The organism is Sphingomonas sp. PAMC 26617 (genome assembly GCF_000242835.1).
In the GTDB taxonomy this organism is placed as follows: domain Bacteria; phylum Pseudomonadota; class Alphaproteobacteria; order Sphingomonadales; family Sphingomonadaceae; genus Sphingomonas.
Map to the genome: position 1 here is coordinate 2,138,233 of NZ_JH594425.1, position 15,285 is coordinate 2,153,517.

Genomic DNA, 15,285 nt, shown 5'->3' on the forward strand with positions numbered 1-15,285 from the left:
AAGCCGAATGGTGCGCTGCCGCATCGCTCCTGATGTCGGTCAACATCTGGTTCGGGTGTCCTCCCCAGGCATGATTCAAGATGCAGATCATGGGCCGCGCAATGCCAGCCCTTACTTGAGCACAGCTGCGTGATCGGGATCGTCCGCGTCGCGTTGACGCGCCCGCTCACCTTCATCGTCATGGCGATCCTGATCGCGATCGTCGGCGTGCTCGCCGCGATCCGGACGCCCGTCGACATCTTCCCCGACATTCGCGTGCCGGTGATCGCCACCGCTTGGCAGTATAGCGGGCTTTCGCCCGACGAGATGTCGGGCCGGATCATCACCCCGTTCGAACGCGTGCTGACGACGACAGTCAACGACATCGACCATATCGAGAGCCAGTCGCTCCCCGGCATCGGCGTCGTGAAGATCTATTTCCAGCCCGGCGCCGACGTCCGCACCGCGACCGCGCAGGTCACGTCGGTGTCGCAGACCGTGCTCAAGCAGCTCCCGCCGGGTGTCACCCCGCCGCTGGTGCTCAACTACAGCGCGTCGACCGTGCCGATCGTCCAGCTCGCTCTGTCGGGGACGGGGCTGTCCGAGGGCAAGATGTTCGATCTCGCGGTCAACCAGGTCCGTCCCGGGCTGGTCACCGTGCCCGGCGCGGCGATCCCCTATCCGTCGGGCGGCAAGACGCGGCAGATCCAGATCGACCTCGACCCCGAAGCGCTCCAGTCGAAGGGGCTGTCGGCGCAGGACGTCGGCAATGCGATCGCCGCGCAGAACCAGATCAACCCCGCGGGCTTCGCCAAGATCGGCGGGTTCCAGTACAGCGTCCGGCTCAACAACGCGCCGGGGTCGATCGAGGAACTCAACAGCATCCCGGTCAAGGTCGTCAACGGCGCGACCATCTACATGCGCGACGTGGCGCACGTCCGCGACGGTTCCGCCCCGCAGACCAACGTCGTCCATGTCGACGGGGCGCGCTCGGTGATCATGACCGTCCTCAAGAACGGCGCGACCTCGACGCTCGCGATCGTCCAGGGGATCAAGGACGCGCTCCCCAAGATTCAGGAGACGCTCCCGGCGGCGCTCAAGATCGTGCCGATCGGTGACCAGTCGCTGTTCGTAAAGGCGGCGGTCGAGGGGGTGGTCAAGGAAGGGGCGATCGCGGCGGCGCTGACCTCGCTGATGATCCTGCTGTTCCTCGGCTCGTGGCGTTCGACCGTGATCATCGCGATCTCGATCCCGCTCGCGATCCTCGCGGCGATCATCGGGCTGGCCGTGACGGGTAATACCCTCAACACCATGACGCTCGGCGGGCTCAGCCTCGCGGTCGGCATCCTGGTCGACGATGCGACGGTGACGATCGAGAACATCAACTGGCACCTCGAACAGGGCAAGCCGGTGATGCAGGCGATCCTCGACGGCGCGGCGCAGATCGTTACGCCCGCGTTCGTCTCGCTGCTCTGCATCTGTATCGTGTTCGTGCCGATGTTCTTCCTGCCCGGCGTGGCGGGGTTCCTGTTCGTGCCGCTCGCGCTCGCGGTGGTGTTCGCGATGATTGCGTCGTTCATCCTGTCGCGCACGCTCGTGCCGACGATGGCGATGTATCTCCTTAAACCGCACGCCCCGGGGCATGAGCATGAGGCGGGCACGCCCGGATCGCGCAACCCGCTGGTCCGCTTCCAGCGCGGGTTCGAGCATCGCTTCGAACGCTTCCGCCTCAGCTACGGCGGGATGCTCGAGCGGGTGCTGGCGACCCCCCGGCCGTTCGTGATCGGCTTCCTTGCGGTCGTGTTGCTGTCGTTCCTGCTGACGCCGTTCCTCGGGCAGAACTTCTTCCCCGCGGTCGATGCCGGGCAGATGGCGCTCCACGTCCGCGCGCCGGTGGGCTCGCGAATCGAGCAGACCTCGGCACAGTTCGACCTGATCGAACGGCGGATCCGCCAGATCGTCCCGGCAAACGAGCTGGTCTCGGTGGTCGACAACATCGGCCTGCCGGTCAGCTCGATCAACACGACCTATAACAATTCAGGCACGGTCGGGCCGCAGGATGGCGACATCCTGATCCAGCTGTCGAAGGACCACGCCCCGACCGCCGATTACGTCCGCCAGTTGCGCGAGCGGCTGCCGCGCGATTTCCCGGGTTCGACCTTCTCGTTCCTGCCCGCCGACATCACCAGCCAGATCCTCAACTTCGGCGCGCCAGCACCGATCGACATCCAGATCTCGGGCAAGGATGCCAAGGCGAACCAGGCCTATGCGCGGATGATCCTGCGGCGCATTGCCGCGATCCCGGGCGTGGCGGACGGGCGGATCCAGCAATCCGCGCGCTACCCCCAGCTCAACGTCGTGGTCGATCGCAGCCGGATCGGGCAATATGGCCTGACCGAGCGCGACGTCACCACCAGCGTCGCCAGCTCGCTCGCGGGCACGTCGCAGACCGCACCGGTGTTCTTCCTCAGCCCGGAGAATGGCGTGTCCTATCCGGTCGTCGCGCAGGCACCCGAATATCGCGTCGGGTCGATGGACGACCTTGCGAGCATTCCGGTGACGGGCGCGGACGGCACGTCGCAGGTGCTCGGCGGGATCGGCACGATCGTCCGGTCGAACGGTGCGGCGGTGGTCTCGCATTACAATATCGCGCCGGTGACCGATATCTACGCGACTCCGGCGGGGCGTGACCTCGGCGCGGTCGCGGGCGACATCAAGGCGGTGCTGGCGGAACTGAAGGACAAGGCCCCCAAGGGCGCGACCGTCACGCTGCGCGGGCAATATGCGACGATGAACGGCGCGTTCTCGGGGCTTGGCTTCGGGCTGCTCGGCGCGATCGTGCTGATCTACCTGTTGATCGTCGTCAATTTCCAGAGCTGGCTCGATCCGTTCGTGATCATCACCGCGCTGCCCGGCGCGCTGGCGGGGATCGTGTGGATGCTGTTCGCGACGGGGACGACGCTGTCGGTCCCCGCGTTGACCGGTGCGATCATGTGCATGGGCGTCGCCACCGCCAACGCGATCCTGGTCGTCAGCTTCGCGCGCGAGCGGCTGGCCGAACTGGGCGACGCGACCGCGGCTGCGCTGGAGGCGGGGATGACTCGCTTCCGTCCGGTGTTGATGACCGCGCTCGCGATGATCATCGGCATGTTGCCGATGGCGCTCGGGCTGGGCGAGGGCGGCGAGCAGAACGCGCCGCTCGGCCGTGCGGTGATCGGCGGGTTGCTCGTCGCGACGTTCGCGACATTGTTGTTCGTGCCGGTGGTGTTCAGCCTGGTTCACCGGCGCAAGGCGGACGCCGCCGCGTCGCCGACCCCCGAATTGGAGAGAGTGCATGTCTGAGCGCGGCCAGGGCCGATCGCTGAAAACGGTCGGGATCGTTGCTGCGGTGGTCGCGGTCGGCGTCGTCGGCTTCGGCATCGCCAACCGCTCGCATTCCGAGCAGAAGCTTGCCGGCTGGACCCAGGCGCAGGCGACGCCGACGGTCACGGTGATCCATCCGAAAGCCGCCGGCAGCGCCGCCGCGCTCACGCTGCCCGCGAACCTGCAGGCACGCAACAGCGCGCCGATCTACGCGCGGACGAGCGGCTATGTCCGCAAATGGTATGTCGACATCGGCGACAGCGTGCGCGCGGGCCAGACGCTGGCGGTGCTCGACGCGCCCGAGGTGGACCAGCAGCTCGCCGCCGCGCAGGCGGATCTCGAGACGGCGCGCGCCAACCAGCAGCTCGCCGCCTCCACCGCGACGCGCTGGCGCAACATGCTCAGCAAGGATGCGGTGTCGAAGCAGGAGACCGACGAGAAGATCGGCGACCTCGCCGCCAAGACCGCATTGGCGAATGCGGCGCGCGCCAACGTCGCGCGCTATCGGTTCACGCAGGGGTTCACCCGGTTGATCGCGCCCTTTTCGGGCGTCGTCACGACGAGATCGACCGATATCGGCGCGCTGGTGACCGCGGGGACGGCGGCATCGACCCCATTGTTCACCGTGTCCGACGTCAGCCGGATGCGCGCCTACGTCCGCGTGCCGCAATCCTATTCGGCGCAAGTGCATCCCGGGCTGCATGTCGGGCTGACCCTGCCCGAATATGCCGGGCGCACGTTCGATGCGGTGCTGACGCGGACCGCGGGCGCGGTCGATCAGCGCTCGGGCACCGTGCTCGTCGAACTCCAGGCCGCCAATGGCGACCGCGCGCTCAAGCCAGGGGCCTATGCGCAGGCGAGCTTCCCGGTCGCGGGCGCAAGCGGCGCGATGACGCTCCCGGCAAGCGCGTTGCTGACCGGCGAGCACGGCACGCAGGTCGCGCTCGTCGGCACGGACGGCAAGGCGCATCTGAAGGCGATCGTGATCGGCGAGGATCGCGGCGAGACGGTCGAGATCCGCTCGGGCCTGACTCCGCAAGACCGGGTCATCGACAATCCCCCCGACGCGCTGGCTGACGGTGATCCGGTAACGGTCGGACGGGGCGGGGCGGGGGCTGCGCATGCGGCGCGCTAGGCCTTGGCTGCGTCGGATCGCTGGCATCCAGGCGCTGCTGGCCACGACGGCCTGTTCGGTCGGGCCGGCCTACGTCCGCCCGCCCGTCGCCACCCCCATTGCTTATAAGGAAGCGACGGTTCCCGGCTGGCAGACCGCCGGCGTGGCGGTGCCGCCGTCCGGCTCGTGGTGGGAGGTCTTCGGCGATGCCGAACTGAGCGCGCTCGAAAGCCGGGTCGAGGCCGGCAATGCCAATCTCGCGGCCGCGGTCGCGCGGTACGACCAGGCGCAAGGGCTGCTCCGCCAAGCGCGCGCGGACCGTGTACCGCAGATCAGCGCGGGGACGGATCTCTCGCGCCAACGCGTGGCGGCGGGGCGGCCCTTGTCCTCCGGCAATGCCGCGACCTACACCGTCGCGTCGGTCGGCGCATCGCTCGATTACGAGGTCGATCTGTTCGGTCGCGTCCGCAACTCGATCCGCGCCGGACGCGCCGATGCGGCCGCGAGCGCCGCCGATCTTGCCGGGGTGCGGCTGGGGCTTCAGGCGCAGGTGGCGAGCGTCTATTTCGACATGCGCGGGCTCGACGCGCGGATCGTGCTGCTGCGCCAGACGGTCGACGCCTATCAGCGCGCCTTCACGCTGACCGATACGCGCCATGTCGGCGGTATCGCGTCGGGGATCGACGTCAGCCGCTCGCAGAACCTGTTGTCGAGTGCCCGCGCCGAATTGCAGTCGGTTTCGATCGACCGGCAGCGCGACGAACACGCAATCGCGGTGCTGGTCGGCGAGGCTCCGTCGGGCTTCGCCATTCCGGTGGTCGAACGCCAGACCGCCCCGCCGGTCATCCCGGCCGGGCTACCGTCGCTGCTGCTCGAGCGGCGCCCCGACATTGCGGCGGCGGAGCGGCGCACGGCGGCGGCGAACGCGCGGATCGGGGTCGCGCGTGCAGCCCTGTTCCCCAGCATCACGCTCGGTGCTTCGGGCGGGTTCGAAGCCGCCAGCGGGGCATTGCTCAGCGCGGCGAACGGGTTCTGGGCGCTCGGGCCGTTGTCGTCCGCGCTGTCGTTGCTCGATGGCGGGCGACGTCGCGGTGGCGTGCAGGTCGCGCGTGGGCAGTTCGACGAAGCGGCGGCGACCTACCGCCAGACCGTGCTGACCGCGTTTCGCGAGGTCGAGGACGATCTCGCGAGCCAGCGCTACCTGACGGCACAGGAGCGCGAGCAGAGTGTCGCGACCGCTGCGGCGGAACATACCCGCGAACTGGCGCTGATCCGCTACCGCGATGGCGCGGCGGATTATCTCGAGGTGGTCACCGCGCAGACCACGGCGCTCGATGCGGAACGGTCGTTGCTCGACGTCCGCAGCCGCCAGTTGCAGACCGCGACCGATCTCGCCCGCGCGCTCGGCGGGACGTGGTGAGGCGGGGGACGGCGGCATCTGCCATCGTCCCCCGCTGTCGGGTCAGGAGAGCGGCGGCTGTCCGTTCGACGCGGACAGACCGCCGTCGACCGGCAGGTTCACCCCGGTGACGAACCCCGCATCGTCGCTGGCGAGGAACGCGATCACGCCTGCGATGTCCTCGGGCTGCGCGCCGCGGCCCATCGGGATACGTTCCTCGAACTTCGCGACCAGCTCGGGCTGTTCGGTCATCCCCTTGGTCAGCGCGGTATAGGTAAAGGACGGGTTGACCGCATTGACGCGGACTCCGGCCTTGGCCTCGTCCATCGCCAGCGCTCGCGTGAAGTTGGTGACCGCACCCTTGGCCGCGCAATAGAAGCTGTGGTTCCAGTCGCCACCCAGCCCCGATACCGACGAGACGTTGACGATGCACCCCTTGGCGCCGCGCAGATGCGAAATCGCCGCCCGGCTCATCTGGACGACGCCGTAGAGGTCGGTCTCGATCACCTTGGTGAAGTCGGACAGGTCGCCCGCATCGAGCTTGCCGAGATGATCGACCCCGGCGTTGTTGACGAGCACGTCGACCTTGCCGAACCGCTCGACCGCGAACGCAACCAGCGCCTCGCAATCCGCGTTTCGCGAAACGTCGGTCGGCTTGATCGCAACCCGGTCGCCGAGGTCGGCGGCGAGGGTTTCGAGCCCGGCCGCATCCGTGTCGCCGAGCACCAGCGTCGCCCCCTCGGCGGCGAAGCGCCGCGCGGCCCCTTCGCCGATCCCTGAGGCAGCGCCGGTCACGATCACGACCTTGCCGCTGAACCGCGCCATGTTATGCGCTCGCTGCCTGTTCGGCATGCTTGCCCTCGGCGAATTCCTCGACGAGCTTCACGCAGAAGGCGGGCAGGTCGTCCGGCGTACGGCTGGTGACGAGGCCCTTGTCGACGACGACCTCCTGATCGACCCAGGTGCCGCCCGCGTTGCGGATGTCGGTCTGGAGCGTCGGGAAGGATGTGACCGTCCGCCCCTTGAGGACATCCGCCTCGACCAGCGTCCACGGCGCGTGGCAGATCGCGGCGACCGGCTTTCCCTGCTCGAAGAAGGCATGGACGAACGCGACGACCGCCTTCGACCCGCGCAGCTTGTCCGCGCCGACGCTGCCCCCGGGGATGATCAGCCCGTCGAACGAATCTGCCGACACGTCCGCGATCGCCTTGTCGACCGGAAAGGTCGCGCCGGGGTCGAGGTCGTTGTTGACCGACTGCGCATCGTCCGTCGCGAGGCTGATGACCGTCACCGTGCCGCCCGCCGCTTCGACCGCGGCCTTGGGCTTGGCGAATTCGGGTTCTTCGGTGCCGCGGGGGGCGATCAGGATTGCGATGGTCTTGCCTTCGAGCTTCATGATTGTGTCCTGGGTTCGGTCGGGAGGGATGCGGAGCGATCAGGCGGGGGCTGTCGTTGCCCCAGGTGGCTGCCGCCGGGGACTTCCCGGCGGCAGTGCCAGTCAGGCGTCCGCCGCAGCGGGCTCGTGATACGGGCAGCCATTGGTTCGCGCGCGGAAGTCGGCGGAGTGGCGGTAGGTATCGCGCCGCACGCGGTTGATGTTGCCGAGCGGCTGGTGCGCGGCGATTCCGGTCCACACGCTGAAGCGCGTTTCCTCGTTGATCTTCTGCACGTGTGCGTCGCTCCAGCTATCCTGCGCAGCGGCGCGGATCGTGCCGACGCGGACGAACGGGGCCTCGCTTTCCTTCCATTCGACCGTCGGATCCTCGACCGGTTGCGCACCCAGGTCGCGGCAGAGCTGGACGCGGAATTCCCATTCGGCGTTCAGGCCGCGCATTTCCTTCTGCACTTCCTCGCGGATCGCATTCTCGCGGCCATCGACGTGGATTTCCTTGCCGGTCAGCACGGTCATCGCAGGCGCGACCGGCGCGACGCTGAACTTGGCGATGTAATCCCCGAAGCGAAACGCCGTCACGCTGTAATAGGTCTCCCCGAGCGGCTCCGAATTCGGCGCGCCGCCAAGCGCGTTGAGCGCGGCGGGCAAGGCACCGCCGACCGCTTCGAGCACATGGCGCGCGCCCTGCAGCGTCGCGGAAATGACCTTCTTGGTCCCCTCCAGCCGGTCGGTCGTCTTCGCGAGCAGCTTGAGGTTGCCGAGGAATGAGTCGGCGTCCTTGGCCTGGAAGACGGGGCCGTTGACCATCACGAAGTCCTGCGCGGTGCCCTCGGACCCCGGCAGCCGCTCACCCGTCACGTCGAAGACCTTCAGCGCCATGCCGCGTGGCAGGCTGATGACGTCGGGCAGGATGTCGCCCGCGTTGGTCGACAGGCGCATCAGCACCTTGTGCTTGCCCGGCGTGGCGAACAGTCCCTGCGCCAGTTCGGCGGGCAGGTTGGCGTCGATCTCGAGCTCACCCTCGAGCAGACCGTGCGACTTGGCATGGACCGAGCGAACGGCATGCCCGTAGTCCTCGGCGGTGCGCTCGAGGATCGTGTCGAACGCGGCGTTGAGACCGGCGATCGTCTCGCGTTCATCCGCTTTGACGGTTTCGACGGATGGGCTGTAGCGAACGGGGGACATGGCGAACTCCTGATGGATGGCGGGGCGGCGGAATCCTTGGAAGAACGCCGGTCCTGCCAATAACGTTCAACGCGGGCGATCGATCAGCGCGGACACGGTGCCGCTCTCGCTCTGTCTCCCCGAGGTATGAACGCGTTCGCACCGTCGCTGGTTTTCGTAGGCAACCGCACCCAGCTCGAATTGGCGGGGTCGGCCGAAATTCGTTGGGGAATGGCGTGGATGTACCGAGGGCACCGCTGCGGGGACCTGAACGGAAGGCGTTGGTCGAAACCGCGTAGCTTCGTTCGCAGGGAAGCGGTCGTTAGCGCTCGCTCAGAAGCGTCGTCGGAAGATGCGCCAACGTTCGCCTTCCAGTACCCAAAAAGACACTGCGGGTGACCGGGATAGGTTGCTCCCGCCGGCCACCCCCTTCGATGTCCTCAATGACCAGTCTGCAGCGGCGTAGGGCCGGCGCGATGCACGATCTCGTAGTTCTTTCGGTTGCTACGCGGCAACCGCGTGGCGATCACGATCGCGGCGACGACCTGTGCGGCGGCGAGCATGAACAGCGTCAACCACAAGGCACCTTGCGCGCCTTGCATCCAGCCGATCAGGATCGGCCCGGCAACGCCGCCGACCCGGCTGAACGCGACGGCCGTTCCGACCCCAGTGCCGCGCAGTCGGGTCTCGTAGCTTGCCGCAGTGAAGTTGTTCATCACCGCCTGCGTGCCGAACACGAAGAACCCCGCGCCCGCCACCGCCACGAAGGCAAACGCACCGTGGATCGTGAACGCGAGCAGGATCAGCGAGCCGGCGGCGCACAGGAAGCCGATCGCCATCACCGCGACCCGGTCGACGCGATCGGCCGACCAGCCGGCGACCGCGCCACCCAGAATCTGCATCGTCATCAGCAAGGTGCCATAGCCGAACGCGGTCTGCACGGCGGCACCCTCGTGCAGCAGGATCGAGGGAAGCCACGCGGTCAGGCCATGCAGGCAGAACAGACTGAGCGCGCTCGCCACCCAGATCGCGATCGTCGTCGCGCGGTGATCGCGATCGAACAGCGTCGTGATGCCGCCGGCTTGCTCGACGGTACCGGTCTCGAACCCGCGGGCGTCCCGATACAGCGCGGCGCGATCCGGGCGTGCCTTGGCCAAGACGGATGCGACCCGCTTCCAGTCGCCACGCGCTGCCAGAAACCGCACCGACTCCGGCAGCACGGCGTGGCACAAAAGCGCGACCAGAAGCGCGGACGCGCCAACGAAGTACAGCGCATGCCAGCCGAAATCCGGTGCGAGCGTAAGGCCGGCGACGCCTGCGAAGATGCCGCCGAGCGAGAACGGCAAGACGAAGGAGATCGTCGCGTAGCGATTGGCATATCGCGTCGGTGCCCATTCGTTGATGTAGACGAAGGCGATCGGCGACAACATGCCGAGCGCGACGCCGAGCCCGGCACGCAGCGCGCAGAACACGACAAAGCTGTTCGCGAAAAGTGCGAGCGACAGGCTGGCGAGCCCGAGCAGCCAGATCCCCGCGAGCATCACCCGCCGCCGCCCGAAGCGATCGGCGAGTGGCCCCTGCACCAGCGCACCGACCGCAAGGCCGGCAATCCCGAGCGACAGCATCAGGCCGATCTGCTGGCTGGTGAGGCTCCACTGCGCCTTCACATAAGGAGCGACGTAAGCGGCGTTGAAGAGATCATAGCCGTCGATGAACAGCACGGTCCCGATCAACGCGGCAAATCGGATATGCGCGGCCGATAGCGGTGCCTCGGACATTTCTTTTTCTACGTCGATCAGGTGCATGTCGCTCTCCATGTATCGTCTCCTACACGCGATCAGCCGGGCCTGTTTTCAGGCTTCGTCGATGACCGGACTTGTCAGTGTGCCAATCTTGTCGATGGTGATTTCCACAGTGTCGCCAGCCTTCATCCACACCGGCGGCTGTCGCTTTGCACCTACGCCGCCGGGCGTGCCGGTCAGGATCAAGTCGCCCGGCGAAAGCGTCGTGAAGGTCGAGCAGTAGGCGATCAGATCGGGGATCGCGAAGATGAGCTGGTCGAAGCGGCCCTGCTGCATCACGTCGCCGTTCAGCCGGGTGGTGATCGACAGCGTCTCGAGCGGCCCGACTTCGTCCGGCGTCACCATCCACGGGCCGGAGGCACAGGTTCCGGGGAAGTTCTTGCCCGGGGTGAACTGCCCGGTGTGCCACTGGAAATCGCGGATCGATGCATCGTTCGCGCAGGCGAAGCCCGCGACATGGTCCATCGCGGCGTCGCGGTGGATGCGACGCCCACCCTTGCCGACAATGAGCAGCAACTCGCCTTCGTAATCGAGCATGGTCGATTCGGGCGGACGGCGAATGGGTTCCCCCGCCGCGATCTGGGTGTCGGCGAAGCGCGTGAAGATCGACGGATAGTCGGTCTTGGCGCGATTGGTCTCCTTGCGATGATCCTCGTAATTGTGGCCGACGCACAGGATCTTGTCGGGGTTCGGGATGATCGGCAGCAGCGTGACGGCGGCAAGCGCCACCGACGCGTCCAGCCCGTCCGCCGAGCGCGGGAGCGACCCGGCTGCGATCGCCGCCTTGAGATCCGCAGGCGCTCCCGGCTGGCTGCCGAGATCGGCGATCTTGCCGTCGATCACCGCGCCATAGCTCGTGCGATCGCCTGTGCGGTAGCTGATGAACTTCATCTTGGGGTTCCTTCAATCGCGATAAAGACGGGGAGGGGCCGGCAGGGCCGGGTGTTCAGCCGCCGGGGTCGGGGATGAGCGCCACGGCGGTGACGCCGGCGATCGCGCAGCGCTCATCCATGTCGGAGGTATCGCCGCTGATGCCGACCGCGCCGATGATCGTGCCATCGCCCGTGCGGATCAGGACGCCGCCCGGCACCGGGACGATGCGCCCCGCCGTGACCGCGGAAAGCGCCGCGAAGAAAGCGGGCGACGCGGCGGCGCGCTCCGCCAGCGTACGACTGCCGCTGCCCATGCCGAGCGCGCCGTGCGCCTTGGCAGTGGCGATGTCGGCGCGATACAGGCTGGCATCCTCATGCCGCTTCAGTGCGAGGGGGTGGCCCCCCGCGTCGAGCACCACTACCGCCAGCGGCTTGGCGGCAAGCGTCGCCGCTTCGGCGAGCGCCGCGTCGACGATATGGCTCGCCTGCTCGAGGGTCAGGCGGGTCATGCCGCCACGCGCTCCGCCGCCGATGCGCCGACTCCGCTCAGGAAGGCGTCGACCAGACCGCTGACGTCGTTCGCCGTACGGGCGGTGCCGTAGACGTAGAAGTCGGGTCGCACGAGGACCGCGACCGCGTCGTGCGCGCTTAGCCAAGCCGTAAGGGTATCGGATTGCAGCGCCTCGACCGAGACGATCGTCCCGCCCAACCGTTGGAATCCGGTCGCGCTGGCGGGATCGAGCCGGGGTTCGCCCGAGACGAACAGCCGGAGCCCGGATCCGGTGACGTCGTCGAGGAGGTAGGAGAGTCCCTGCGCATCGCTCAGCCGCGGCTGGATGAAGCGCTCACCGGCCCCCGCGCTACCATCGCGCACCAGTCCGGTGATCGGGCTGATCAGATCGGCGGCGGTGTGGACCGTCCGCGTCGCTTCGCGCTCGCGGATGATCCGGTCGCGTGCCGCGGCGGCGGCGGGATCGAGCTCGCAGATATATTTGCCCGCCTCGATCGCTGCCGAGATCACCGCGCGCACCTGCGGCTCGCGCTCGCCCTGATAGCCGTCGAGCAGCCGCTCCGACGCAAGCCCGCGATGCACCAGCGCGAGCTTCCACGCGAGGCTCGCGACGTCGCGCATGCCGTGGCACATGCCCTGGCCGAAGAAGGGCGGCGTCTGATGCGCGGCATCGCCCGCCAGGAACACGCGTCCGACCTGCCAATGGTTCGCGACCAGACCGTGGAACCGGTAAGTCGCGGCGCGCACGATCCTGTGCGGCACATCCCCGATCCACGGCGCGACCAGCGCGGCGACGCGCTCGGGCGCGCGCATCGCGTCGTCCTGCTCGCCCGGCAGCAGCATGAACTCCCACCGCCGATGGTTGCCGCGTCCCGGCACGATCGTCGTCGGGCGCCGCGGATCGCACAGCATCACCGACAGTTGCTGAAGATCGGCGCCGATCGGCAGCCTGGGATAGGTGGGGAAATGGACGGGTCCGTCCATCTCGACATCGACAACCAGCCACGGCTCCTCGAAATCGAGATCGACCAGCGACACGTCGAGCATCGCGCGGATGGAGCTGGATGCCCCGTCGCAGGCAATGACATGCCGCGCGCGTACCTCGATCTCGCCGTCGTCGCGCGCGAGCGTCAGCGTGACGCCTGCCGAGTCCTGCGCAAGGTCGATCGCGCTCGTGCCCGTCCAGAGCGTGACGTTCGGCATCGCCGACAGCTGCTCTCGGAGCAGGGCTTCGAGTTCGGGCTGGTAGAAGAAATAGTCGTTCGACCAACCGAAGCGCCGTGCCTGTCCGGCCGTCCCGAGGTAGCGCAGCACATCACCGTCCGCGCCGATATGCAGATGGCCCTGCGTGTCGCGCGTCATCGGCTCGAACGCCTCGGCGACGCCCGCCGCCTGGAAGATGCGCATCACCTCATGGTCGATATGGACCGCGCGCGGGAGCGGATAGGGATCGGTCTGCTTCTCGACCACCAGCACGTCGAGACCGGCCCGGCCAAGCAGATTGGCAGCAGCGCCACCGACCGGGCCGCACCCGACAATCACGATATCGAAGCTGTGCACGTCGGGTCTCTCCGTTCGGCATCGTCATCTGCCGTGAAGGGTTGGGTGCCATGACACCTTACCCATCGTCAAATGATGGAAAATGGCATGGTGCCTAGGATTGCTTATGGATCAGCCGGTCCTTCGCCCGAAGGGGATCGCCAGCTGCGCTGCCTTGCAGGCATCGGATTTGGGCGGGGCGATGCCCCATTGGTCGGTCCGGCCGGGCGCCCATGTCCAGTCGTCCGGACCACCGACGCGGTAGTGATCGTCGACCTGCAGCACCTCGGCGGTATGTTCGACGACGAAGCCGAACGGGTCGACGAAATAGGCGAAGACGTTGTCGCCGGGGCCATGGCGGCCGACACCCCAGGCGATCGGATGGCCATGGTCGATGAGTCGGCCCGACGCGACCATCACCCCCTCCCAATCGGGGAGGAGGAAGGCGACATGGTTGAGCGTGTTCACGGGCGCCTGCGCGATCACGATGCTGTGATGATCGCTGTTGGTGCGCACGAAACCCATCATCTTCGAGCGATCGGTAAGACGGAAGCCGAGCAGGGTTTCGAACATCGCGACATCGGCATCGACATCGGTGCTGTTGATGTTGACATGCGCCAGCCGCTCGGGGCGGTCGCGTTGCAGCGGCTCTGCGATCAGACGCCGATCGTCATGGACGATGCGAATATTGCGGCCGCGTGGATCGACGAACGCGAAACCGTTGCCACCGGCCGGATCATCCGTGATCGCGCCGAGCGGGGTCGTCAGTGATACGCCGGCGTCCGCGACGCGATGTGCCAGCGTCTCCAGCGCCTGGGCGGACGTGGCGCGGAAGGTCATGTCGCGGATCGCCGCCCCGTCGGCGGCGTGCAGCCCGAGCAGGTAGGGATCGTCGCCGGTCCCGCGCAGCCACAACCGGTCGGTATCCCGCTCGGCCACTGTCAGGCCCCAGACGTCGGTATAAAAGGCTTCGGCCTGTTCGAGGTCCGGCACATCGAACTGTACGCTGCGCAGCGCCTCGATCAGGAAATCCTCGGTCATCGTCCGTTTTGCCCGTCCATTGGTGGAAGTCCGTCATCGCCCTGCACATCCGCAAACAGATCCTCGGGGGAGAGCCTGCGCTTCGTCAGGCCATCCGCCTCGGCGTAGCGCAGGATCGCTTCGAGCGCGGTACGGTTGGCGGAAGTGCCGTAGGTCCAGGGGTCCGCCCCGAGGTCTGCGAGCGTTTGCGCGCGATCCGCCATCAGCCAGGGCGAGGCGATCTTCGGGTAATCCCGCTGCGCAATGTCGGCGCAGGCGAATTGGCGTGCCGTTTCGAAGGCGGTGTACAAGGCGCGCGGCAACCCCGGCGCCTCGTCGAGACGCTGTCGCTTGAGCACCAGCAGATGCATGATCGGGAAGATCCCCGTTTCGTGGAAATAGGCGCTTTCCGCAGTGCGATGATCGGGCCACAGCCGCGCGACCCGCGGATCGCCGCGCACGAACAGCGCCGGCGCGGTCGGGCTGATCAGCGCGTCGATCGCGCCCGCCTCGAGCAGCGCGTTCAGCGTCTGCGGCGAGCGGGTCACCGACAGGGAAGGGGGGAGGTCGAGCGGCGCGCGATCCTCTAGCACCGGGGCGGAAAGGCCGCCGGTGATCCATTCGATCGACGAACGCTCGACGCCATAATGGTCGGCCAGGATGCCACGGACCCACACCGCCGCCGTCTGGTGGAAATCCATCACCCCGATCCGCCGGCCGATCAGATCGCGCGGGGTGGTGATCCCGCGGTCGGCGCGAACATAGACGTTGCCGTGGCGGAAGGCGCGCGACAGGAAGATCGGCAATCCCACATAGTTTGACCCACCCGCCGCGACGGTGGCGATATGACTCCCGAGCGAGAATTCGCAGATGTCGTAGACTTGATCGCGCAGGACGGAGCGGAAAAGCGCTTGCGGCGGGCGGCAAATGATGTCCAGCGATGCCCCCGCCACCGTGACGCGCCCGTCGAGCAACGCTTCCATGCGATCCGAGAAGGCAAGGCCGGCCGTCAGGGATCGTGTGGTATCTGCGCTCCCCGCGCTGTCCTTCTCGTCCGAACCCATGTCGTTCCTCTCGTTCGCCACAACCGATCGTTGACATGGTGGAAGATGCTCGGTCAAATGATGGA

12 protein-coding genes are annotated in these 15,285 nt (G+C 67.5%); 3 read left to right on the plus strand and 9 right to left on the minus strand.

The window, feature by feature from the left end; translation table 11 throughout:
* The first annotated feature begins 129 nt into the window (after window positions 1–129).
* Genes RH91_RS09425 through RH91_RS09435 form a run of 3 tightly spaced genes read left to right on the plus strand, consistent with a single transcriptional unit; the run spans window position 130 to window position 5,876 of the window.
* Window positions 130–3,321 (plus strand): efflux RND transporter permease subunit, encoded by a 3,192-nt coding sequence (locus RH91_RS09425; RefSeq protein ID WP_010162458.1) that lies wholly within the window; start codon window positions 130–132, stop codon window positions 3,319–3,321.
* Entirely contained in the window at window positions 3,314–4,477 is a 1,164-nt protein-coding gene (locus RH91_RS09430; RefSeq protein WP_010162459.1) for an efflux RND transporter periplasmic adaptor subunit, read from the plus strand. Before RH91_RS09425 ends, RH91_RS09430 begins: the two co-directional genes overlap by 8 nt.
* Window positions 4,464–5,876: an efflux transporter outer membrane subunit gene (locus RH91_RS09435; RefSeq protein ID WP_010162460.1), complete on the plus strand. Its 1,413-nt coding sequence runs from the start codon at window positions 4,464–4,466 to the stop codon at window positions 5,874–5,876. The genes RH91_RS09430 and RH91_RS09435 overlap by 14 nt, the downstream gene beginning before the upstream one ends.
* A 42-nt stretch (window positions 5,877–5,918) precedes the next feature.
* Here RH91_RS09435 and RH91_RS09440 read toward each other — a convergent pair whose 3' ends face one another.
* The 9 genes from RH91_RS09440 to RH91_RS09480 all read right to left on the minus strand — a co-directional run bounded on the left by RH91_RS09440 (window position 5,919) and on the right by RH91_RS09480 (window position 15,241).
* Window positions 5,919–6,680, minus strand: coding sequence for an SDR family NAD(P)-dependent oxidoreductase (locus RH91_RS09440; protein ID WP_010162461.1), 762 nt, complete (start codon window positions 6,678–6,680; stop codon window positions 5,919–5,921).
* 1 nt (window position 6,681) lies between these two features.
* Entirely contained in the window at window positions 6,682–7,251 is a 570-nt protein-coding gene (locus tag RH91_RS09445; RefSeq protein WP_010162462.1) for a type 1 glutamine amidotransferase domain-containing protein, read from the minus strand.
* 102 nt (window positions 7,252–7,353) lie between these two features.
* The gene (locus RH91_RS09450; protein ID WP_029623742.1) at window positions 7,354–8,433 is read right to left on the minus strand and encodes a catalase family protein; all 1,080 of its coding nucleotides are present in this window, start codon (window positions 8,431–8,433) and stop codon (window positions 7,354–7,356) included.
* Between the two features lie 419 nt (window positions 8,434–8,852).
* A complete protein-coding gene (locus RH91_RS09455) occupies window positions 8,853–10,229 on the minus strand; it encodes an MFS transporter (RefSeq protein WP_010162464.1) in 1,377 nt (458 codons plus the stop codon).
* Window positions 10,230–10,265: 36 nt separating this feature from the next.
* Window positions 10,266–11,105: a fumarylacetoacetate hydrolase family protein gene (locus RH91_RS09460; RefSeq protein WP_010162465.1), complete on the minus strand. Its 840-nt coding sequence runs from the start codon at window positions 11,103–11,105 to the stop codon at window positions 10,266–10,268.
* Between the two features lie 55 nt (window positions 11,106–11,160).
* Window positions 11,161–11,595, minus strand: coding sequence for a GlcG/HbpS family heme-binding protein (locus RH91_RS09465; protein WP_010162466.1), 435 nt, complete (start codon window positions 11,593–11,595; stop codon window positions 11,161–11,163).
* A complete protein-coding gene (mhpA, locus tag RH91_RS09470; protein ID WP_010162467.1) occupies window positions 11,592–13,157 on the minus strand; it encodes a bifunctional 3-(3-hydroxy-phenyl)propionate/3-hydroxycinnamic acid hydroxylase MhpA in 1,566 nt (521 codons plus the stop codon). The genes RH91_RS09465 and mhpA overlap by 4 nt, the downstream gene beginning before the upstream one ends.
* 111 nt (window positions 13,158–13,268) lie before the next feature.
* On the minus strand, window positions 13,269–14,177 hold the full coding sequence (locus tag RH91_RS09475) for a VOC family protein (RefSeq protein ID WP_010162468.1): 909 nt from the start codon (window positions 14,175–14,177) through the stop codon (window positions 13,269–13,271).
* Window positions 14,174–15,241, minus strand: a complete 1,068-nt coding sequence (locus tag RH91_RS09480; protein WP_232283460.1) for a hypothetical protein — start codon at window positions 15,239–15,241, stop codon at window positions 14,174–14,176. Before RH91_RS09480 ends, RH91_RS09475 begins: the two co-directional genes overlap by 4 nt.
* Window positions 15,242–15,285 lie beyond the last annotated feature (44 nt).

Bases quoted from the DNA above. Each gene is read 5' to 3' on its own strand.
- RH91_RS09455 (WP_010162464.1), bottom strand. From the start codon at position 10,229: ATGGAGAGCGACATGCACCTGATCGACGTAGAAAAAGAAATGTCCGAG.
- RH91_RS09450 (WP_029623742.1), bottom strand. From the start codon at position 8,433: ATGTCCCCCGTTCGCTACAGCCCATCCGTCGAAACCGTCAAAGCGGAT.
- RH91_RS09435 (WP_010162460.1), top strand. From the start codon at position 4,464: ATGCGGCGCGCTAGGCCTTGGCTGCGTCGGATCGCTGGCATCCAGGCG.
- RH91_RS09445 (WP_010162462.1), bottom strand. From the start codon at position 7,251: ATGAAGCTCGAAGGCAAGACCATCGCAATCCTGATCGCCCCCCGCGGC.
- RH91_RS09460 (WP_010162465.1), bottom strand. From the start codon at position 11,105: ATGAAGTTCATCAGCTACCGCACAGGCGATCGCACGAGCTATGGCGCG.
- RH91_RS09475 (WP_010162468.1), bottom strand. From the start codon at position 14,177: ATGACCGAGGATTTCCTGATCGAGGCGCTGCGCAGCGTACAGTTCGAT.
- RH91_RS09465 (WP_010162466.1), bottom strand. From the start codon at position 11,595: ATGACCCGCCTGACCCTCGAGCAGGCGAGCCATATCGTCGACGCGGCG.
- RH91_RS09430 (WP_010162459.1), top strand. From the start codon at position 3,314: ATGTCTGAGCGCGGCCAGGGCCGATCGCTGAAAACGGTCGGGATCGTT.
- RH91_RS09440 (WP_010162461.1), bottom strand. From the start codon at position 6,680: ATGGCGCGGTTCAGCGGCAAGGTCGTGATCGTGACCGGCGCTGCCTCA.